This window comes from Streptomyces sp. NPDC050619 (assembly GCF_040654815.1).
In the GTDB taxonomy this organism is placed as follows: Bacteria; Actinomycetota; Actinomycetes; order Streptomycetales; family Streptomycetaceae; genus Streptomyces.
In genome coordinates, this window is the sequence record NZ_JBFAIR010000045.1 from 1 (window position 1) to 20,139 (window position 20,139).

The 20,139-nt window shown below is 70.7% G+C and carries 16 protein-coding genes and 1 pseudogene; 11 read left to right on the forward strand and 6 right to left on the reverse strand.

The features are described from left to right. The first annotated feature begins 286 nt into the window (after window positions 1–286). From AB0I77_RS45490 to AB0I77_RS45505, 4 genes are all read left to right on the forward strand, one after another. Entirely contained in the window at window positions 287–862 is a 576-nt protein-coding gene (locus tag AB0I77_RS45490; RefSeq protein ID WP_363288796.1) for a sigma-70 family RNA polymerase sigma factor, read from the forward strand. Then, on the forward strand, window positions 859–2,106 hold the full coding sequence (locus AB0I77_RS45495) for a hypothetical protein (RefSeq protein ID WP_363288797.1): 1,248 nt from the start codon (window positions 859–861) through the stop codon (window positions 2,104–2,106). Before AB0I77_RS45490 ends, AB0I77_RS45495 begins: the two co-directional genes overlap by 4 nt. A 79-nt stretch (window positions 2,107–2,185) precedes the next feature. After that, window positions 2,186–6,793 carry an FtsK/SpoIIIE domain-containing protein gene (locus AB0I77_RS45500; RefSeq protein WP_363288798.1) on the forward strand — a complete coding sequence of 1,536 codons (4,608 nt, stop codon included), beginning with the start codon at window positions 2,186–2,188 and terminating at the stop codon, window positions 6,791–6,793. 167 nt (window positions 6,794–6,960) lie between these two features. Next, window positions 6,961–7,485: a hypothetical protein gene (locus AB0I77_RS45505; RefSeq protein WP_363288799.1), complete on the forward strand. Its 525-nt coding sequence runs from the start codon at window positions 6,961–6,963 to the stop codon at window positions 7,483–7,485. 102 nt (window positions 7,486–7,587) lie between these two features. Here AB0I77_RS45505 and AB0I77_RS45510 read toward each other — a convergent pair whose 3' ends face one another. From AB0I77_RS45510 to AB0I77_RS45520, 3 genes and pseudogenes are all read right to left on the reverse strand, one after another. Next, entirely contained in the window at window positions 7,588–8,184 is a 597-nt protein-coding gene (locus AB0I77_RS45510) for a hypothetical protein (RefSeq protein WP_363288857.1), read from the reverse strand. A gap of 102 nt (window positions 8,185–8,286) precedes the next feature. After that, window positions 8,287–9,090 carry a pectate lyase gene (locus AB0I77_RS45515; protein WP_363288858.1) on the reverse strand — a complete coding sequence of 268 codons (804 nt, stop codon included), beginning with the start codon at window positions 9,088–9,090 and terminating at the stop codon, window positions 8,287–8,289. 144 nt (window positions 9,091–9,234) lie between these two features. Then, a pseudogene (locus AB0I77_RS45520) lies at window positions 9,235–9,816 on the reverse strand (RICIN domain-containing protein); the annotation flags it as partial. Window positions 9,817–9,988: 172 nt separating this feature from the next. On the opposite strand from AB0I77_RS45520, the gene AB0I77_RS45525 reads away from it, so the two are divergent. Further along, window positions 9,989–10,963, forward strand: coding sequence for an ABC transporter substrate-binding protein (locus AB0I77_RS45525; RefSeq protein ID WP_363288800.1), 975 nt, complete (start codon window positions 9,989–9,991; stop codon window positions 10,961–10,963). A gap of 41 nt (window positions 10,964–11,004) precedes the next feature. Next, entirely contained in the window at window positions 11,005–12,156 is a 1,152-nt protein-coding gene (locus AB0I77_RS45530; RefSeq protein WP_363288801.1) for a sulfite oxidase, read from the forward strand. Between the two features lie 25 nt (window positions 12,157–12,181). On the opposite strand, the gene AB0I77_RS45535 is transcribed toward AB0I77_RS45530, so the two are convergent. Both AB0I77_RS45535 and AB0I77_RS45540 read right to left on the reverse strand, forming a co-directional pair. Then, a complete protein-coding gene (locus AB0I77_RS45535; RefSeq protein WP_363288802.1) occupies window positions 12,182–12,859 on the reverse strand; it encodes a hypothetical protein in 678 nt (225 codons plus the stop codon). After that, complete coding sequence (locus AB0I77_RS45540; RefSeq protein ID WP_363288803.1) at window positions 12,856–13,875, reverse strand: DMT family transporter; 1,020 nt, start codon at window positions 13,873–13,875, stop codon at window positions 12,856–12,858. The genes AB0I77_RS45535 and AB0I77_RS45540 overlap by 4 nt, the downstream gene beginning before the upstream one ends. A gap of 228 nt (window positions 13,876–14,103) precedes the next feature. Here AB0I77_RS45540 and AB0I77_RS45545 point away from each other — a divergent pair, with 228 nt between their 5' ends. Beyond that, complete coding sequence (locus AB0I77_RS45545; RefSeq protein WP_363288804.1) at window positions 14,104–15,222, forward strand: substrate-binding domain-containing protein; 1,119 nt, start codon at window positions 14,104–14,106, stop codon at window positions 15,220–15,222. On the opposite strand, the gene AB0I77_RS45550 is transcribed toward AB0I77_RS45545, so the two are convergent. Then, window positions 15,179–15,649 (reverse strand): MarR family transcriptional regulator, encoded by a 471-nt coding sequence (locus AB0I77_RS45550; RefSeq protein WP_363288805.1) that lies wholly within the window; start codon window positions 15,647–15,649, stop codon window positions 15,179–15,181. The genes AB0I77_RS45545 and AB0I77_RS45550 overlap by 44 nt on opposite strands. Before the next feature lie 368 nt (window positions 15,650–16,017). Between AB0I77_RS45550 and urtA the strand changes: the two genes are divergently transcribed. The 4 genes from urtA to urtD all read left to right on the forward strand — a co-directional run bounded on the left by urtA (window position 16,018) and on the right by urtD (window position 20,134). Continuing rightward, window positions 16,018–17,274, forward strand: coding sequence for an urea ABC transporter substrate-binding protein (urtA, locus tag AB0I77_RS45555; RefSeq protein ID WP_363288806.1), 1,257 nt, complete (start codon window positions 16,018–16,020; stop codon window positions 17,272–17,274). A gap of 87 nt (window positions 17,275–17,361) precedes the next feature. Further along, window positions 17,362–18,249: an urea ABC transporter permease subunit UrtB gene (gene urtB / locus AB0I77_RS45560; RefSeq protein WP_363288807.1), complete on the forward strand. Its 888-nt coding sequence runs from the start codon at window positions 17,362–17,364 to the stop codon at window positions 18,247–18,249. Then, window positions 18,246–19,358 carry an urea ABC transporter permease subunit UrtC gene (gene urtC, locus AB0I77_RS45565; protein WP_363288808.1) on the forward strand — a complete coding sequence of 371 codons (1,113 nt, stop codon included), beginning with the start codon at window positions 18,246–18,248 and terminating at the stop codon, window positions 19,356–19,358. Before urtB ends, urtC begins: the two co-directional genes overlap by 4 nt. After that, window positions 19,355–20,134, forward strand: a complete 780-nt coding sequence (gene urtD / locus AB0I77_RS45570; protein WP_363288809.1) for an urea ABC transporter ATP-binding protein UrtD — start codon at window positions 19,355–19,357, stop codon at window positions 20,132–20,134. The genes urtC and urtD overlap by 4 nt, the downstream gene beginning before the upstream one ends. Window positions 20,135–20,139 lie beyond the last annotated feature (5 nt).

The following is a 20,139-nucleotide window of genomic DNA, read 5'->3' on the forward strand; positions in this document are numbered from 1 at the left end:
CCTGAACGTCGACGACACGGTGCCCGCCGGGGTGCTGACCGAGGTCGAGGCGGAGATCGGGGCGACCTCCGCTCGCGCGGTGAACCTGGTCTGAGTTCACATCACGGCCTCTTGCAAGTCGGAGAAGCCCACATAAACTCACGCCCCAACAGGAATCGCGTGTTCCGATTGTGGACGCGCTGGTCAGCCTGGGAGTACCCGGTCCACTCTGCCCAGCCCACGCCGCACACGCGGCGCCCGACCGGACCGGCTCGCGACAGCGACGCCGGTACTGGGGAGACAATTCATGAGATCCACAACCAGCTCCGCAGAGAGCCCTCACAGACCCGATCAGGGGACGGCTCCCGCTGCTGCCACGTGCGACGGACCCGTCCGCGAGCTCTACGAACGGCACCACGGTCCGCTCCTGCGCTACGTCAGCGGACTGTTGCGCGGCGACCGGCAGCGCGCCGAGGACTTCGTCCAGGAGACGCTGCTGCGTGCCTGGCTGAACTCCGCGGACCAGCCACCGGACTGGTCGCCCTCGCGGGCCTGGCTGTTCCGGGTGGCACACAACCTGGTGGTCGACTGGACGCGACGCGAACAGGCCCGCCCCGAGATCCATCAGGAGCTCCTGGAGACCCACGCCGAACCCGTGGACCCGATCGGCCAGGCGGTGCAGCGCCGCTTCCTCGTGAACGCCCTCTCCTGCCTCTCGGCGCCTCACCGTGAGGTCCTCGTCTACGTCTACCTGCTGGGCTGGACGGGCCAGGACGCCGCGCAGGCCCTGTCCATCCCGCCGGGCACGGTGAAGTCCCGGGCCCACCACGCCCTGCGGGAGCTGCGCCGACGGCACCCCCGGCACATGCTGGTGGCGGCATGACGGCGGCCACCCGGGTCCACGGGCACCTGATCGCGCTGGCGAAGCCCGACAAGTCGTTGTGGACGATGATCCTCGTCGCCGTCGTCGTACTCCTGCTGTTCTTCCTCATGCTGCGGCACTTCGTACGCAAGCACGGCGGCTGGCGGCGGTGCCGGCGACGCGCCGCCAGGGAGCTCGCCCTGACCCGGCAGGCGTTCGGTGAGCCGTTGCGCGCGTACCGGCGCCACCGCCGAGGGGTGCGCACCCTGGCCCGTCAGCTGTGCGACCCCCGGGCCGGCCTGTTGGTACGGCGGTCGCTGGACGCGGCCGGGGCGGCACTCGCCGCCGTGCCCGGCGCCTTCCCCTACGGGCTGCGGACACAGCCGGGGTGGGTCGCCGTCCAGATAGCCGCCCGCCGGCTGCCCGGGCCGCCCGCCCCGTGGGAGACCGAGGACGGACCGGGTCCGCAGTCCTGGTGCCTGGAGGCCGGCCACCTCGACGATGCGGCGGTGCTGCCCGAGGCCCTGCCCCGCACCGGTGCCCGGGTCCGCCCGCTGCCGGTCGCCGTGGGCATGGCGGACGACGCCTGCGTCCACCTCGACCTGGCCGCCGGACCGCGGATGATCACCGTCGAAGGGGACTCCGCCGCCCGGACGCGCCTGTTCCAGGCGCTGGCCGCGCAACTCGACCGGTCCGGCAGCGGAGCCTCGGTGACCGTGACGGACGGTGTCCACCCGCACCACCGCGGGGAGCGGCTCGACACGGTGCTGCGGGAACTGGAGGACTCACCTCCCGTGGAGCCGGAGGAAGCGGTCACCGCCACCACCGAGGTCGTGGTCTGCGCCGCCCCCACGCGGGAACAGGCCCGGAGACTGGGAGCGCTCGCCGCCTCGGGCACCGTCGTCTGTCTCGTGGACGGCCCGGTGCCCGCGCACAGCTGGGCCCTCCGCGTCGACGCCCGTGGCCGGGTCACCGCCCCGGAACTCGGCCTGTACGCGGACTGCGCCCCGCTGAGCAGGGCCGTCGCCGCGGCCGTACGGGCGGACCGGCGCCGCTCGCGCCGCGCACCCGAGCGGCACCGCACGGTCGAGCAGGCCGTCGAACCGCGTGTGCGACCGGAGCAGCGGGCGCCCGAACCATCCGGACTCTCGGAGGAACCCACGCTCCCGGCTCCGGCCCGGACCGTCACCGGTTCCGATCTGCTGTCCGAACCGGCCACCGCCCGGACGCGCCCCGCCCAGGCGTCCTCCCACGGCGACGAATAGCCGTCCTCGCACCGCACGCGCCGCGCCTCGCGCCGCCACCCCACTGCCTTGTTCGCCCCACGACCATCGAAGGGGAGACGTGAAACTCCTCATCACCACCGTCGCCGACGGCGACCCCGCAAGCCGTCAGGACGTCGTGCTGAGCGCCGACGCCTCCACTCCCGTGCGGGAAGTCGCCGAGCATCTGGTCCGCATGCGGGCCGGTGAGGCGGAGTCCGCCGCGACGAAGCCGGCCGCGCCCGTCTGCTACCTGGACGGCGAACCGCTGCCCCTGGGAGCACCGCTGGCCGCCACCCAGATCATGGACGGCAGCGTCATCGGCCTCGGCGCCCCCGTTCCGCCGGCCGCCGCGGAGTACGGACCCGAGCGTTGTGTGATGCCGCAGCCGCAGCGGGTCGACCACTCACCGGTCGTCGAACTCCAGGTGGTGGGGGGAGCCGACGCCGGGCGGGTGTACGCCCTGGGCGTAGGCACCCACGGCATCGGCCCCCTGGAGGGCTCCGCCGTACCGCTGCGGGGACGCGGCGTCCCGTCCGACGGGGTACGGATCACCGTGCGCCCGGACGGATCCGCCATCGCCGAGCTGCCGGCGGACGGCACGGCACGGCTGTCCGTTCCGCAGCCGCCGGAGCACCGGGGCAAGCCCGACCTCCCCCTGCTCCCCCTCGCGGACCAGGACGAAGAAGAGGAAGAACAGGAAGAAGAGGACGAGCAGGACACCGACGCCTCCTGGCGGACAGCCGCCCTCCCCGAGGGCTGGGAACCCTGGCCCCTGGGTGCCGAACTCGCGATCGGTGAATTCCTGCTGCGGTCGGCCGAACCGACGCGCAGGGACGCCGCGGTGGTGCCCTCCGAGGGCGGCGGCGGCCTGGACTACAACCGCCCGCCGCGCATGCTGCCGCATCTCGCACCCGAGCGCTTCCGGCTGCCCGCACCCCCCGAGCCGCCCGGGCGCCGGCCGATTCCCCTCCTCATGGCGTTCGCCCCGATGGTCATGGGCATCGCCATGGTCCTCTTCTGGAACTCGTACTACTACCTGGTCTTCATGCTCATGTCGCCGCTGATCATGGCGGCGAACCACTTCAGCGGGCGACGACAGGCACGCAAGGACTACGAGGAGAAGTGCCGCGTCTACCGTCTGCGCCGCGGCTCCCTGGAGGAGGACGTCCGGTACCGGGTCGCCAAGGAGCAGCGGCTGCGGACCGAGAACGCGCCCGACCCGGCGCTGGCGGGACTGTGGGCGGCCGGCCCCGGCCACCGGCTGTGGGAGCGGCGCCGGGGCGACCCGGACCACCTCGCGCTGCGGATCGGGACCGCCGAGCAGCTGTCCCTGCTGGGCATCGACGACTCGGCGCGCGAGGACAACCACACCTCGGTCCACTGGACCATCCCGGACGCTCCCATCAGCGTCGACCTGGAGCACTGCCAAGTGGTGGGCCTGGCCGGAGAGACCGGTCCGGTCCAGGCGCTGGCACGCTGGATGACGGCCCAGGCCGCCGTGCTGCACACCCCCCGTGACCTGCGGATCGTCGTCCTCACCGACAAGACGTCCCAGGAGTCCTGGGAGTGGGCCCGCTGGCTGCCGCACTCCCGGGACGGCCTGCCCGGATCCCGCGGGGGAGCCGTCACCCTCATCGGCAACGACCCGGAGACGGTCGCCAACCGCGTGGCCGAACTCGTCTCCACCCTGCGCACCCGACAGCGGGCCGCCGAGTCGACCATGAGCAAGGCGCTGCTCAGCGAACCGGACGTGCTGGTCGTGATGGACGGAGCCCGCCGCCTGCGCGATGTCCCCGGGGTCGTCTCCATCCTGAAGGAGGGCCCGGGCGTCCGGATCTTCCCCCTCTGCCTGGATCACGAGGAACGCCTCCTCCCCGAGGAGTGCACCGCCGTCGTCCGGTACGAGAACCAGCGGCTGACCCTGCGCCGCACCGGGCAGCCCGACCTCCCCGACATCCGCCCCGACCTGGTCGAACCCGCCTGGTGCGAGCGCCTCGCCCGGGGCATCGCCCCCATCCACGACGTCACCCCGGACGCCTCGGAAGGGCTGCCGGACCGCATCGGCCTGCTCGACCTGCTGGGACTGCCGGAGCCGAGCGGCCGGCTGATCGCGACGCGCTGGACCGAGCGGCCGTCGTCGACCTCGCTGCTGCTGGGCGCGGGCTACGACGGCCCGGCCGCCTTCGACCTGGTGAAGGACGGCCCGCACGGCCTGGTGGCCGGCACCACCGGAGCCGGCAAGTCGGAACTGCTGCAGACCTTCGTGGCCTCGCTCGCCGCCGTCAACCGGCCCGACGAACTGACCTTCGTCCTCGTCGACTACAAGGGCGGCAGCGCCTTCAAGGACTGCGTCGAGCTGCCCCACACCCTGGGCATGGTCACCGACCTCGACAGTCATCTCGTACAGCGCGCCCTGACCTCGCTGTCGGCCGAACTGCTCCGCCGTGAGCACATGCTGGCCGCCGCCGGGGCCAAGGACCTGCCCGAGTACCAGGGCATGCGCCGCCGCAACCCCGAGTTCGCGCCGTTGCCCCGGCTGGTCATCGTCATCGACGAGTTCGCCACCCTGTACCGGGAGATCCCGGACTTCATCCCCGGCCTGGTCAGCATCGCCCAGCGCGGCCGCTCCCTGGGCATCCATCTGATCCTCGCCACCCAGCGTCCGGCGGGCGTGGTCAGCGCCGACATCCGCGCCAACACCAACCTGCGGATCGCCCTGCGCGTCACCGACGCCGCCGAGAGCCAGGACGTCATCGACACCAAGGACGCGGTCAGCATCTCCGCGAACACCCCCGGCCGGGCCCTGGCACGCCTCGGGCACGGCACGGTCGTCCCCTTCCAGACCGCGTACGCCGGGGCCACCCGGCCAGGGGCCGAACCGGCGCCGGAGCCGCAGCGGGCGACGGGGGCGGACGCCCCTCAGATCTGGGGGACCGAACTGTCCTGGCAGCGTCTGGGCCGCGCCGCCGGAGTGCCGGGCCCGGGCGACGAGCCCGCTCTCGCCGCCCTGGACGACGACCTGCCCACCGACCTCAACGCCCTCGTGGAAGCGGTGCGTGAGGCGGTGGAACTCGTCGGCTGTGCCCCGCAGCCCAGCCCATGGCTGCCCCCGCTCGCCCCCCACGTGCTGATCGACGACCTGCCGCAGCCCGAACCGACCGGGGCCGCCGGTCTGGCCCCGGTCCCATGGGCACTGTCGGACCTGCCCGAGGCGCAGGCGCAACTGCCGGTCCACCTGGACCTCGACACCTTCGGGCACCTGTACGTCATCGGCATCCCCCGCTCCGGCCGCTCGCAGGTGCTGCGGACCATGGCCGGGGCACTGGCCCGCGGCCACTCCGCCGCCGACGTGCACCTGTACGGCATCGACTTCGCGGGCGGCGCGCTGTCCGCCGTGGGCGTCCTGCCGCATTGCGGAGCCGTCGTGGCCCGCGGCGACACCGAACGGCTGGAGCGGCTGTTCGCCCGGCTCGACGCGGAACTGGAGCGCCGCCAGGAACAGCTGACGCAGCATCACGCCGCGAACCTGGCAGAGCTGCGCGCGATGGTTCCCACGGCCGCCCGCCCGGCGCACGTCCTGCTGCTCATCGACGGCTGGGACGCGCTCGTCGACCTCATCGGCGAGCACAACGGCGGCCGGCAGCTCGACCAGCTCAACCGTCTGCTGCGGGAGGGCTCCGCCTCGGGTCTGCACGTCGTCGCCACGTCCGAGCGTGCCCTGCTGGCCGGGCGGGCCGCCGCGCTCAACGACAACAAGCTGCTGCTGCGGCTGAACGAGCGCACCGAATACAACCTCGTGGGCAAACGCCGGCAGGAACTGCCCGACGTCATCAGGTCCGGACAGGGCTGGACCTCCGGCGGCACGGAGATCCAGGTGGCGCTGCTCGGGCCCGGGGCATCCGGTCAGGAGCAGGCGGAGGCGCTGCGCGCGATCGGCGCCGAGGCGGCCCGCCGCGACACGGGGCTGCCCGCCGCCCGCCGGCCCTTCCGCATCGGCTCGCTGCCCGCGAAGGTGGCTTTCACCGAGGCGTACGAGAAGGTGGGTGAGGACTTCCGCCGACCTCTGTGGGGCCTGCTGGGGCTGGGCGGTGACGACGTCGCACCGGTGGGAGTGGACTTCGCGGGCTCCTCACCGACGTTCGTGGTCGGCGGGCCGCCCGGCTCCGGCCGCAGCACCACGCTGGCGAGCCTCGCGGTCTCGCTGCTCTCCTCCGGTACCCGGCTCGTCGTCCTCACGCCCCGGGACTCGCCGCTGCGCGCCCTGGACGGGCATCCGGGAGTACGACTGCTCGCGTCACGGGCGCCCACACAAGAGGAGTTCACCGCCGCCCTGGGTACGGGCAGCGAACCCCGCGTGGTCCTCGTCGACGACGCCGATCTGCTGACCCTGCCGGATATCGACCCGGACCTTCGCGCCCTGGTCGAATCCGGCAAGGAGCGCGGCATCGGAGTGGCCGCCGCTGCCACGGGCGACACCCTGGCGGGTGCGATGGGCTGGCTGAGTGCCCTGAAACGGCAGCGCAGGGGCGTGTTGCTGGACCCTCAGAGCCTGATGGACGGGGACATCCTGGGCACCCGGCTGACCCACGCCCAGCTGCGCAACCGCAAGCTTGGACGGGGCCTGACCGTCGACCCGCGCACGGGGGAGCTGATCAACGTACAGATCCCCGAGACCGTTTTCGACTGAGCGAACTCCCAAGGTGGGCCCAGGACTTGGGCAACCGCTTGCCATGCGCAGGTAAGACTTTGGCGAGGTCGCCGATTCTTCACCTCGTATTTCTACCCGCATAGATGAGCGGGTGCTGTCATGCTCACACCTGCCCGGAATCCCGGGCCCATCGCGGGAGATCCCCCATGCGCGCTGCACGCCGCCTCACCGCCACCACCACGTCCCTCGCCATCGCTGTCGCCGGTCTCATCCTCGGCACGGGCACGGCCGCGCACGCCGCCAGTTGCTCGCAGTCCTACCTGCCGCTTCCGGACCCGGCCTGCCAGCCCGGGGCCTACAACCCGGACGTCACGCAGGGCACGATCGACTCCACGATCTGCGTGTCCGGCTGGACGGCCACCGTGCGCCCGTCCACCTCGTACACCAACGCCCTGAAGGTCCAGCAGATAGCCGAGTACGGCTACTCGGACACCAGCACCGCCGACTACGAAGAGGACCACATGGTCCCGCTCGAACTCGGCGGCGCCCCCAAGGCAGCCGAGAACCTGTGGCCGGAGCCGCGGTACGGGGACGAGACCGCCTCCGGCAAGGACACGGTGGAGAACAAGCTGAAGAAGGCGGTCTGTGCCGGCACCGTCACTCTTGACGACGCCCGCAGCGCCATCCTCACCGACTGGACCACCGCGCTGTCCGATCTCGGCCTCAGCTGACCACCCGCAAGGTGCCATCCGGAGGTCTGCCGACATAGGTAGGTCCGCCGGGGGACGGTCCCGCCCGGAGAGGGGCGGGACCGTCGTTTCCACAAACCCTGGTTACAGACCGTCACGAACCATGGCGGCGACGATCTGGACATGGCGATCGCCCGCCGTGCTCGAGAACTCGTTCTCGTAGTTCAGGCCGTAGGGCCAGAAATGGCCACCGCCGGTGGACAATGCGGCGCCCGAACCGTCGAACCGCTTGACGAGTGCCGTGGCCTCCGCGCCGCGCCAGGTGCCTGTGCCGGCGAGGGAGGACCAGCCCGCGCTGGTGCCCACGCCGATGGTGTGGGCGATCTCGTGCAGCGCGGTCCTCTCGGTCATGTAATCGCGGTTGCCGAAGCGGATGGTTCCGTTGATGTTGCCGTCAGCGGTGGGGACGCCCGGGTCGTAGCGGACCGTGATGCTCTTGCCGAGGTCGCTGAGGTTGTTGTACCGGGCCACCGCTGCGTTCATGGCCGCCGTGATGAGGTTGTAGGCCGTCAGCTGGTCCTGGGTGGGATTGCTCGCCCGTTCGAGGGTCCAGGTGATGTCGGCCGCCGCCACCTGTTCCTGGGCTGCCGGGGCGGGCTGCGGGACGGCCTGCGCGACGCCGGGCCCGGACAGCATGGCGGCTGCCAGCGCCGCTAAGACCGCCTTCTTGCGCCAGGGCATGGTCGTTCGCTCGGCGGGCTCCGGGGTCGGTCGTGGGCTCATGGAGAGGTCCTCCTGTGGGGGGTTGGGGACTGCTGGGAACGGGTTGCCGTGCGATCGCCGTCACTTGTAGGCGATGCCCGACGCGCTGTAGCGGCAGTACGTGCCGTCCGCGCCGCTGCCGACTTTGCTCGGCTCCGCGCCGCTGGTGTTGCCCTGGAAGCGCTCGCAGATCGTGATCTCCCGGCCGCTGTCCCCGACGATCGTGATGCCGGAGATCGTGGCGGTGTCCCCGTAGTTGGCGTTGACACCGGCCAGCACCTTCCCGGGGCTGGTCACCCTGATGTTGTTCATGACGACGTGCCGCTTGTACTGGGTCTCGCAGTTGCCGCACGAGCGGTAGAGCTTGCCGAACTCGGCGACCTGGAAGTTCCTGATCGTCAGCGTTCCGGCACCGTTGTGCTGGAAGACCTTGTCGTCCGCCTTCCGCGCACCGCCGCCGTCGACGACATACGTGGCCGAGGGCGACGTGCCCTTGAAGGTGGCCGCGTCCTCGCCGACGTCCTGCCACCACACGTTGAGCAGGGTGCAACTGCCCAGGCAGTGCACGCCGTCGGCGGCCGGCGCGCCGAGGACGACGTTTTTCAGGACGGCCCCGTCGGCGAGTTCGAAGACCGGGTCCTGGTCCTCGTCCTGGCCGGCGCCGCCCAGGGCGCCCGAGCCGTAGAAGCGCCGCAGGCCGCCGTCGTAGCTGCCGGAGATCTTGATCGTGGAGGTCACCGACTTGCTCCCGGTCGCGATGGGCCAGGAGCCGAGGGCGAAGCCGCGGGGCGGGGGAGTGGCGGAGGTCTTCGGGGACGTGGCGGCGGAAGCGGTCGCGCCCTTGCTCGCCGAAGCCGAAGCCGAAGCCGAAGCCGAAGCCGACACCGACGGGGACGGAGACGGAGAAGGCGACGACGCCGACCGTGAGGACGAAGGCGACGTCGAAGCGGGCGGCGAGGACCAGTCCTTGACGGACTTCAGCGTCCACCCCATGCTGGGCGCCTCGGCGCAGGAGTCCTGCTGCGCCCGACGGGCCTCGATGTTCAGGCACTTGCCGCTCTCGGCGTTGACCAGGTGGTACGCGTCCCCCGCCTGCTTCGCCTTCCACACCTGCGCGGCTGCGCCGTCGCAGGCCTGCTGCTGTACCGCCTGGCCCGCCGACCTCGACGCGTTCCTGACCCCGGCACACAGTCCGCTGTGCGCGGCCTTCACGGTGAACCCGCCGTCGGCCGAGGCCAGCTGCCAGGTCCGATCGGCCGCGCTGTCGCACGCCGCCTGGTTCAGCTGTACGTCGCTCGCCATGTCGGCGTTCGGTACGGCGAGGCACTGGCCGCCGGCGGCGTTCACCAGCCGGTAGGTGCCCGCGCCCGGCCCGGAGTCCGACGCCGACATCAGGATGCCGCCGGTGATCGCGCCCCCGCCCAGAGCGGTGGCCACCACGCCGATCAGAACAGTGCGACGGTTCGTTCTGCCGCGCCGTACCCGGCGGTGCAGGGCTGCTCTTGGACTCACGTGGTGACCTTCGTTCGGCGGTTCGTGGATCTCCTCACCCACCAGTCGCCGCCGCTCCCGCAAAGGTTGCCGCCCACTACGGCCGCGGTGCCGTCGCATCCCGGCGTGTCCGGAGTGCTGACAAGGCCAAAGCGGGTGTGTAGATTTCCGGCCGTCAGGAAAGTGCACAACGTGCTCAGGAAGGTGCACAACGTGCACGCTGCCGAGCGGTGACCAGCCGACTTCGCATTCCCGCGCGATCTACATGCTTGCTTTCCGTCAGGAGGAGCCCATGCGAAGACGCGTCATCGGGATCGGGGCAGTATTGATCATGACTGTCGGCATGGTCGGCTGCGGGTCGTCGGACTCGGGGTCGAGCGGTTCGGCCGCGGGTGGGAACAAGACCACCACGGTCCGGGTCGGCATTATCCCCATCATTGATGTGGCCCCCCTCTATCTGGGTCAGAAGAAGGGGTTCTTCAGCGGTCGCGGGATCAAGCTGGAGATGGTGAGCGCCCAGGGCGGTGCGGCGATCATTCCCGGTGTGGTGAGCGGTCAGTTCCAATTCGGATTCAGCAACACCACCTCGCTGATGATCGCCCAGGTCAAGGGCGTGCCGGTCAAGTCAGTGGTCAATGGCGCGGCTTCCAACGGGAAGGTGGGGGCCGACGTCACCGGGGTGGCGGTCAAGAAGGACAGCCCGGTCAGGACGGCCGCTGATCTCGCCGGGCGCACGGTCGCGGTGAACACCTTGCAGAACATCGGCGACACCACGGTGCGCGAGTCGGTCCGCAGGGCAGACGGCGATCCCTCCGAGGTCAAGTTCGTGGAGATACCGTTCGATCAGATGCCGGCCGCGTTGGACGACGGGCGGGTGGACGCCGCCTGGATGGGCGATCCCGCGATGACGACGGCCACAGCGCAGGGTGCCCGCGTTGTCGCCTCGCCGTTCGCCGAGACGGATCCGAAGCTCACCGTCGCGACGTACTTCACGTCGACCCAGATGGTGAAGACGAACCCCGACCTGGTGAAGAGATTCGTCGCAGCGATGACCGAGTCGCTGCGCTACGCCTCCGACCATCCCGACGAGGCACGCCAGGTACTCACCACGTATACCAAGATCGGCGACGACGTCCTGAAGAAACTCACACTGCCCGGCTGGCCGACAGAGGTCGACATGCCCTCCTTGGAAAAGCTGGCCTCCTTGAGTGAGCGAGACGGCCTCTTCGGCGGCGGCGAACCCGATCTCGACGCGCTTTTCTCCTGAGGTTTCTCCTGAAGCGACATCCCAGGGAGCACCATGGGGTCATGAACAGTCGCAGTCCCGTCGGGAAGGCCGGCTCACTGGCCTATGTCAGCACACCGGGGCGTGTCGCCGATCCCGAGGAGGGCATCAGCCTCGAGGAACTCGCCCTCGCCGCCCGCAACCACGGCCTCCCGCTGGAAGCCCTGCGCTACGACGTGACCCCACCCGGCCTCCACTACGTACTGGTCCACTACGACATCCCCTACGTCCCGCCCGCCGAGGCCGACATGTGGACCCTCACGGTGCGCGGCCGCGTCCGTACGCCCCTGACGCTCGACCTGACCGCCCTGCGTTCCCTCCCGTCCGTCACGCACCGCGTGACCATGGAGTGCGCGGGCAACGGCCGGGCCCGGCTCACCCCGCGCCCGGTGAGCCAGCCCTGGCTCGTCGAGGCGGTGGGCACGGCGGACTGGACCGGCGTACCCCTGCGCAGGCTGCTCGCCGAGGCCGGAGTGGAGCCGGACGCCGTCGAGGCGGTCTTCACGGGAGCCGACCACGGCGTGGAACGCGGCGTCGAACAGGACTACCAGCGCAGCCTCACGCTCGCCGACGCCATGGCCGCCGATCCGGAGGTCCTGGTGGCCTACGAGATGAACGGCGCCCCGCTGCCCCCGCAGCACGGACATCCGCTCCGGCTCGTGGCCCCCGGCTGGTACGGCATGGCCCATGTGAAGTGGCTGCGCGACATCACGCTGACCGACACTCCGTTCGCCGGTTTCCAGCAGGCGGTGGCGTACCGCTACCGCCGGACTCCCGATGAGCCGGGCGACCCGGTCACCCGTATCGAGCCCCGGGCACTGATGATCCCGCCCGGCTTCCCGGACTTCATGTCCCGCACCCGCGTCGTACATCCCGGCCCGCTGCGGCTGTCGGGCCGCGCCTGGTCGGGCCGTGCCCCGGTGACGAAGGTCGAGGTCAGTACGGACGACGGCGACTCGTGGGAGCTTGCCGAGCTCGCCCCCTCGGACGACGGCCATGCCTGGTCGTGGCGCCGCTGGCACGCGTCCTGGACGGCCGCCCCGGGCCACCACACCTTGACCGCCCGCGCGACGGACGCCGAAGGCACGGCCCAGCCCCTCACCCAGCCGTGGAACCGGGGCGGCTTCGGCAACAACCTGGTCCAGCGGATCCCGGTGATCTGCCTGGAGCCGTAGCGCTCACTGCCCGCGACGAGCCCCGTCAGTCACCCAGCCGGTTCTCCGGATGGCGGGTCGTCTCCCGATGACGGGCCGTCTTCGGCTGACGGGTCGCCAGCCATACGCCCGTGCCCGGCGCCACCCGAACTTCGCGCGGCCGGCGAAACCCCAGGGGCCGCAACTGGTCCATGTGGCGGGCGGAGATCGTGATCGCGACGGCGGTGGCGTCCTGGTCGTCGACGACGCGCACTCCCGGGGCCAGCAGTTCGGCGACCACGGCACGCTCCCAGGCTTCCGTGTCGTCCGGCGCGCAGACGGTGACCACTGTCCAGTGCGGCTCGTCGGGCCCCGCCGTCTTCAACGCCGTTGCCAGTACGTGGTGTTGGGGCAGACAGGTGGCGAGTTCACGGGAAAGGAGGCTGCTGAAGCGGGCGTCGGGAGGCCCGGTCCCCGTGCCGGGCGGCAGCCAGATACCCGCCGCGAGGAGCGCGCCGTCCGCGCGCTCGGCGACCCACACCTGGCCCTCCTCGAGAGCGTGGTGGGCCAGCATCAGCCGCATGGCGCGCTGTGTCTGCTCCCAGTCCACCGCCCAGTCGTCGTGGCCCGCGACCGACAGGCGGGGCGAGGGCGAGGGCGGGGCGAACAGACGCACCACGGCGGGTACGTCCACCAGTCCCGCCGCGCGTACGGCGACGGGAGCGCGCAGTTGAAGAGTCGTCATGTTCGTGTTCTGCCTCTCATGGCCCGGCTCGTGCCGGTGAAGTCGACGGTGACCGGGCGTAGCGGCCCGGTGGATGGCGGCCCGGCCCGCAACAGCCGGGTGGGTCGCAGGCCCGGCACGGCGACGGGCGCGTTCCGGTGCGGCACGCGCGGCCGCTCATGGCCGCCGGGCCGGCGGTCACGATCGCCAGGACGGTCGTGACTGGTCTGGGGACGGCTGAGCAGGATCACGCCCTGGACGGCCGCGGCGGCACCGGCGAGCGCGAGCAGGGTGCCCGTCCCGCCGTACTGGAAGCCTTCGCCGAGCAGGGTGATGCCTATGGCGGACGCGGCCACCGGGTTGAGGAGGGTGAGCATGGCGAGGGGACCGCCGAGGCCGCTGCGGTAGGCCTTCTGGGAGAGCAGCAGCCCGGACACGGCGAACGCGACGGTCAGGGCCGCCACCAGCGCCACGCTCCAGGAGAGCGCCGGCCCGACCGCGAGCTTCTGCGCCAGTGTGGAGCCGACCCCGGAGGCGATGCCGGAGGCCGCCGCGAAGGCGAGGCCGCCTCTGGCGGTGCCGCCCGCGGCGAAGAGGACGATCAACGCGATGACGGCGCCGGCGGCGAGCGCGACCACGAGAACCTCGGTGGCGTCCAAGGTGTCGTGCGGCGCGTGGCCCGAGGCGGTGACGGTCAGCAGCGCGGTCAGCCCGGCGAGGGTGAGGCTCATGCCGCGCCACTGGGCGCCCGAGGTGCGGCGGCGGGCGACCAGCGAGCCCAGCGGCACCGCCACCACGAGACTCAGCGCACCGAGCGGCTGCACGAGGGTCAGCGGCCCGTACCGCAGGGCGACCACGTGCAGCAACGCGCCGGTGGCGTTGAGGACCACGGACCACCACCACGAGCCGCGGGTCAGCGCGCCGCGCACACTCGCGGTGTCCGCCGCGGTCCGCTCCTGGACCACGGCGGCCGTGGCGTAACAGATCGCCGAAACCAGCGAGAGGGCGACGGCCAGGACCACCGGAGAGGCCGTCATCGCGAGGCCCGCACGGCGCTCAGGATCACGCGGGCGGTGATCCTGTTCTGCTTGCTGCTGGTGCGGCTGGGCACGACCCGGAGTCCCCTCGATACGAAACGGTTTCGTACCCGAACGCTACGGGGAGCCTGATCGAAACGCAAGCGTTTCTTTATTCGGATGTCTACGAAACGGTCTCGATCCGGGCAGCGGCTTGGGCATCAAGGGCGGTGCGGCAATCATGAGGCCATGCACCGGCCGCCGCTCCCTCTCCACCACCCCGAGTGGTTCACGGCCGACGACTCGGCCCTGAACATCGCGCTCGTGTACCCGATGCAGGGGCCCGCCGGGATCTTCGGCCCCACCTGCGAGGCATGCGCGCGGCTGGCCGCCGAGGAGGTCAACAAGGCGGGCGGCGTGCTCGGCAAGGAGCTGCGGCTGCTGGAGGTCGACGGCGGTGCGGAGCCGTGGCGAGTCGCGCGGGACGTCGAGGCACTGGTGGCCACGGGCGTCGTCCAGGGTGTCACCGGCTGGCACATCTCGTCGGTGCGGCAGGCGGTGGCGCCGCGCATCGCCCACCGGGTGCCCTATGTGTACACGGCCCTGTACGAGGGCGGCGAGCGCACCGAGGGCGTCTTCATGACGAGCGAGACCCCCGACTGGCAGCTGCTGCCGGCGATGCGGCACCTCGCCGAGTCGCGGCGGGTGCGGCGCTGGTTCGTCGTCGGCAACAACTACGTCTGGCCCAGACGGACGGCCAAGGCCGCCCGTCACTACGCCCGCGCCTGCCGGGGCCGGGTCTGCGGCGAGGCGTATCTCCCGCTGGGCACCGAGGACTTCCACGACGTGCTGCGGCGCATCGAGCACGCGGACGCCGACGGCGTGCTGATGCTGCTGGTCGGCAGCGACGCGGTCCGCTTCAACCGGGCCTTCGCCGCGTCCGGGCTCGACCAGCGGTGTCTGCGGCTGAGCACGTTGATGGACGAGAACATGCTGATGGCCAGCGGGTCGGAGGCGACCCGCGACCTGTTCAGCACGGCCGGGTTCTTCGCGTCACTGGTGAACCAGGACTCCCTGGACTTCCACGGCCAGTACGCGGCCCGTTTCGGCATCGAGGCACCCGCCCCGGGCAGCCTCGGCGAGTCCTGCTACGAAGGCGTACTGCTGCTGGCGGCGCTCATCGAGCGGGCTCGCACCCTGGACGTCTCCGCGATCGGAGAGGCCGCCGACGCGGTCTCCTACGAAGGGCCGCGCGGACTGCTGCGTCTGAAGGACCGGCATGTGCGCCAGCGCATCTACCTGGCCGAGGCGGACGGGCTCGACTTCAACGTGCTCGCCCAACTGCGCGCTCCCCACGGCCTGTTGTGACCTCGCCCACCAGGCTCGCGGCCAGCCGGTCCAGCAGGGTGTCCAGTCGCTCCCCGTCGTCGTCCGTCAGCAGCGGTTCCAACTCCGCCCAGTCGGCCCGCACTTCACGGATCAGCAATTGCCAGCGCGCCATCCCGCGCGGGGTGAGATGGGCCAGGATGCGGCGCCGGTCGGCGGGGTCGACGCGGCGGAAGACCAGGTTCTGGTCGACGAGCTGATCGATCAGCTTGGTCAGGCTCGGCGCCGGCAGGAAGGCGTGGTCGGCCAGCGCCGTCATGTTGTGGCCCTGCCCGTCCGAGAGCAGGTCCAGCACCCGCCAGGCCTCGATCGAGCAGTCGAACTCGTCCAGTACCGACTGCACTCGGCGCACGGCAAGGCGCTCGGCCAGGGTGAGCAGGTGGAGGACTTCCTCGGGCCGCCTCGCCATCGCACTCCTCCGCTCGAACCTCGGCTCCCCGCGACGGGGATGCCCGGAGCCTACCGCCGATCACCGTTCCCTTGACAAGCCGGGAAAACAGAAACTTTCCACAGGAAGTAATAATTTTCGTTCCCTGAAGTGCCGTCAAGTCTGAATCCCGGTGAGAACACTCCTCGCTTTCGCTCGTTCATTTACTTCCTCTGGAAACTACCCTTCAATTTCGCCGAAACGCCGTGGAAACAGTGCTCTCGCAAGCTGTGGTCGCACTTCAGCGACCAGGCCGGACCCCGCCCCGGAAGCTCTGAGGAGTTCTCGAAGTCCCCAAAGTCCCGAAGTTCCCCATTCTCGTATCGCCCTTCGGGGCAAGGAGGTTGTGCATGTCCGGGTTCCACATCAGCAGACGCGGTCTGCTGGCCGGCGTATCGGCCGTCGGCGCGTCCGCTGCCCTCAGCGCCTGCGGCGCCAAGACCGGCGACAGCTCCTCCACCGACAGTGCCGGCGCCAAGGCGGACACCTCCGGCGCCACGGTCAAGGTCGGCCTGCTGAACTCGCTCTCGGGCACCATGGCCATCAGCGAGGTCACCGTCCACAACGCGCTGCTGCTCGCCGTCAAGGAGATCAACGCCGCCGGCGGCGTGCTGGGCAAGAAGCTCAAGCCCATCAGCCAGGACGGCGCGTCCGACTGGCCGACCTTCGCGGAGAAGGCGGAGGCCCTGATCACGGACGACAAGGTCGCGGCCACCTTCGGCTGCTGGACCTCCGCCAGCCGCAAGGCCGTCAAGCCCGTCTTCGAGCGCTACAAGTCGCCGCTGTTCTACCCCGTGCAGTACGAGGGCCTGGAGCAGTCGCCGTACATCTTCTACATCGGCGCGACCACCAACCAGCAGATCGTGCCCGCGCTGGACTACCTCAAGAAGCAGGGCCTGACCAAGCTCTACCTGGTCGGCAGCGACTACGTCTTCCCGCGCACCGCCAACAAGATCATCAAGGCGTACGCGAAGGCCAACGGTATGCAGGTGATGGGCGAGGACTACGCGCCCCTGGGCTCCACGGAGTTCAGCACCATCGTCAACAAGGTCAAGGACTCCGGCGCGGACGCCGTGTTCAACACCCTCAACGGCGACAGCAACGTGGCCTTCTTCAAGGAGTACAAGTCCTCCGGGATGACCGCGAAGAGCATGCCGGTGCTGTCGGTCTCCATCGCGGAGGAGGAGGTCAAGAGCATCGGCACCCAGTACCTTCAGGACCAGCTGACCGCGTGGAACTACTACGAGACCACGCCCGGCGCGGCGAACACCAAGTTCGTGGCGGCGTACCAGGCCGCGTACGGCAAGGACAAGCCGACCAGCGACCCGATGGAGGCCGCCTACATCTCGGTCTACCTGTGGAAGGAGATGGTCGAGAAGGCCGGCTCCTTCGACGTCGCCAAGATCAAGGAAGCCGCCGGCGGCATCGCCTTCGACGCCCCGGAAGGCAAGGTCACGGTCGACGGCGCCACCCAGCACGTCTACAAGACGGCCCGGATCGGCAAGGTCGGCGCGGACGGTCTCATCGCCGAGGTCTGGAACTCGGGCAAGCCGATCAAGCCGGACCCGTACCTGAAGGGCTACTCCTGGGCGTCCGGCCTCTCCTGAGCCTTCGGCACCTGGTGGGACCCGGCCTCCGCGCAGGCCGGGTCCGCCCCGCGCCCGCCCTTCCGTCCCCGCACCCGGAGCCGCTTCATGACGGTCATCCTCAACCAGTCGTTCACCGGCATCAGCATCGGTGCCGTCCTTCTGCTCATCGCGCTCGGCCTGACCCTGACCTTCGGTCAGATGGGCGTGATCAACATGGCGCACGGCGAGTTCATCATGGCCGGCGCCTACACGACGTACGTCCTCCAGAAGTCCATCAGCAGCGCCGGCCTCTCGCTGCTCGTCGCCCTGCCCGTGGCCTTCGTCGTCGCCGGAGCCATGGGGGCGCTGCTCGAATGGCTGCTCATCCGGCGCCTGTACACCCGCCCACTGGACACCCTGCTGGTCACCTGGGGCGTCTCGCTGATGCTCCAGCAGCTCGCCCGGGACATCTTCGGCGCCCCGAACGTGCAGACCCATGCCCCGGACCTGCTCACCGGCAACATCTCCATAGGCGGCGGCATCACCCTCGCCAACAGCCGGCTGTTCATCCTCGGCCTCGCCCTGCTGTGCGTCCTCGCCCTCACGCTCATCCTGCGGCTCACCCCGCTCGGCCGCCGCATCCGGGCCGTCGTACAGAACCGCGACCTCGCCGAAGCGTCCGGCATCCCCACCGGCCGGGTCGACCGGATGACCTTCTTCATCGGCTCGGGTCTCGCCGGCGTCGCCGGTGTCGCGCTCACGCTGGTCGGCCCGATCGGCCCGACGATGGGCACCAACTACATCGTCGACGCCTTCCTGGTCGTGGTCGTCGGCGGCATCGGTCAGCTCAAGGGCAGCGTCATCACGGCCTTCGCGCTCGGTGTGCTCCAGTCCGTGCTGGAGTACTCGACGACGGTCAGTGTCGCCAAGGTCGTCGTGCTCGTGGCGATCGTCGCCTTCCTCCAGTGGCGGCCCCAGGGCCTGTACACACTGCGCACCCGGAGCCTGGCATGACGACAACGACGCCCCCCACCGCTGTGACCCCGCCGCCCGCGTCCCTGCTGGAGCGCTTCCGCGTGCCCGGTGGCTTCGCCCTCGGCGCGCTCCTCCTGCTCGGCATCGCCCCGCTCGTCCTGTCCGACTTCCGCCTCTCGCTGCTGGCCAAGTACCTGTGCTACGCGATCGTGGCCGTCGGCGTCAGCCTGGCCTGGGGCCGGGGCGGACTGCTCGTCCTCGGCCAGGGTGTCTTCTTCGGCCTCGGCGGCTACGCCATGGCCATGCACCTCAAGCTCGCCGACGCCGCCGCCACCGGCGAGAAGCTGCCCGACTTCATGCAGCTCTACGGCACCGGCGACGCCCTGCCCTGGTGGTGGCAGCCCTTCGCCAACCCGGCCTTCGCACTCGCCATGACCGTCCTGCTGCCCATGGCGGTCGCCGCGCTGCTCGGCTTCTTCGTCTTCCAACGCCGGGTCAAGGGCGCCTACTTCGCGATCCTCAGCCAGGCCCTGGCCGCCGCCCTCTCCATCTGGCTGATCGGCCAGCAGGCCACCACCGGCGGCACCAACGGCCTCACCGACATCCAGGGCTTCTTCGGCTACGACCTCAACGACCCCGTCAACCAGCGCATGGTGTACTTCGTCATCGCCGTCGTCCTGCTGCTGTTGATGGCCGCCGCCCGCCAGCTGTTCGTCAGCCGCTACGGCGAACTCCTCATCGCCGTACGGGACTCCGAGGAGCGGGTGCGCTTCCTCGGCTACAACCCGGCCAACGTCAAACTCGTCGCGTACGTCGTCGCCGCGGGTATGGCGGGCCTGGCCGGCGCCCTGTTCGTCCCGGCCGTGGGGATCATCTCCCCGGCGCTGATCGGGATCGTGCCGTCCATCGGCTTCGTCATCGGCGCGGCGGTCGGCGGCCGGGCGAGCCTGGTGGGCGCGGTCCTCGGCGCCATCGCGGTGGCCTGGGCGCAGAGCACGCTCTCCGACGCCTTCCCCGCCGCGTGGACCTACCTCCAGGGGCTGCTGTTCGTCGTGGCCGTCGGCTTCCTGCCCGGTGGTCTGGCCTCACTGCTGGCCGTCGCCCGCAACCGCCGTACCCGCACCACCCGTTCAGGAGGGACCGCATGAGCGGCGAGGCACTGACCATCCGCGATCTACGGGTCACCTTCGACGGCTTCACGGCCGTCGGCGGCGTCGACCTGGACGTCGAGCCCGGCGACCTGCGCTTCCTCATCGGACCGAACGGCGCCGGCAAGACCACGCTGGTCGACGCGGTCACCGGCCTGGTGAAGGCCACCGGCTCGGTCCGCTTCGGCGAGAAGGAACTCCTCGGCAAGCCCGTGCACCACATCGCCCGCATGGGCATAGGGCGCACCTTCCAGACGGCCACGGTCTTCGAGGAACTGAACGTCCTGCAGAACCTTGACATCGCGGCGGGCGCCGGGCGCGGGCCGCTCGCCCTGCTCCGCCGCCGCAAGGACATCCCGGAGCCGGTGACGAGAGCACTGGAGACCACCGGCCTGACCGACCTGCGCCACCGGCCCGCGGGCGCGCTGGCCCACGGCCAGAAGCAGTGGCTGGAGATCGGCATGCTGCTCGTCCAGGACGTGAGGCTGCTGCTGCTCGACGAACCCGTCGCGGGCATGAGCCACGACGAACGCGAGGCCACCGGCGAACTGCTGCAACGGGTGAGCGAGGACCACACGGTCGTCGTCATCGAACACGACATGGACTTCATGCGCTCCTTCGCCCGCAGCGTCAGCGTCCTGCACGCCGGCAAGGTCCTCAGCGAGGGCACGGTCGCCGAGGTCCAGGCCGACCCGCGGGTCCAGGAGGTCTATCTCGGCCGCGCCGGCGAACCCGACCCCGCCGCCGCTGCCGTTCCCGTCGCCGAGGAGGCGTGACGTCC

Coding starts and splice junctions, on each gene's coding strand:
- AB0I77_RS45490 (WP_363288796.1), top strand. CDS start 287: ATGAGATCCACAACCAGCTCCGCAGAGAGCCCTCACAGACCCGATCAG.
- AB0I77_RS45495 (WP_363288797.1), top strand. CDS start 859: ATGACGGCGGCCACCCGGGTCCACGGGCACCTGATCGCGCTGGCGAAG.
- AB0I77_RS45505 (WP_363288799.1), top strand. CDS start 6,961: ATGCGCGCTGCACGCCGCCTCACCGCCACCACCACGTCCCTCGCCATC.
- AB0I77_RS45510 (WP_363288857.1), bottom strand. CDS start 8,184: ATGCCCTGGCGCAAGAAGGCGGTCTTAGCGGCGCTGGCAGCCGCCATG.
- AB0I77_RS45525 (WP_363288800.1), top strand. CDS start 9,989: ATGCGAAGACGCGTCATCGGGATCGGGGCAGTATTGATCATGACTGTC.
- AB0I77_RS45530 (WP_363288801.1), top strand. CDS start 11,005: ATGAACAGTCGCAGTCCCGTCGGGAAGGCCGGCTCACTGGCCTATGTC.
- AB0I77_RS45535 (WP_363288802.1), bottom strand. CDS start 12,859: ATGACGACTCTTCAACTGCGCGCTCCCGTCGCCGTACGCGCGGCGGGA.
- AB0I77_RS45540 (WP_363288803.1), bottom strand. CDS start 13,875: ATGACGGCCTCTCCGGTGGTCCTGGCCGTCGCCCTCTCGCTGGTTTCG.
- AB0I77_RS45545 (WP_363288804.1), top strand. CDS start 14,104: ATGCACCGGCCGCCGCTCCCTCTCCACCACCCCGAGTGGTTCACGGCC.
- AB0I77_RS45550 (WP_363288805.1), bottom strand. CDS start 15,649: ATGGCGAGGCGGCCCGAGGAAGTCCTCCACCTGCTCACCCTGGCCGAG.
- urtA (WP_363288806.1), top strand. CDS start 16,018: ATGTCCGGGTTCCACATCAGCAGACGCGGTCTGCTGGCCGGCGTATCG.
- urtB (WP_363288807.1), top strand. CDS start 17,362: ATGACGGTCATCCTCAACCAGTCGTTCACCGGCATCAGCATCGGTGCC.
- urtC (WP_363288808.1), top strand. CDS start 18,246: ATGACGACAACGACGCCCCCCACCGCTGTGACCCCGCCGCCCGCGTCC.
- urtD (WP_363288809.1), top strand. CDS start 19,355: ATGAGCGGCGAGGCACTGACCATCCGCGATCTACGGGTCACCTTCGAC.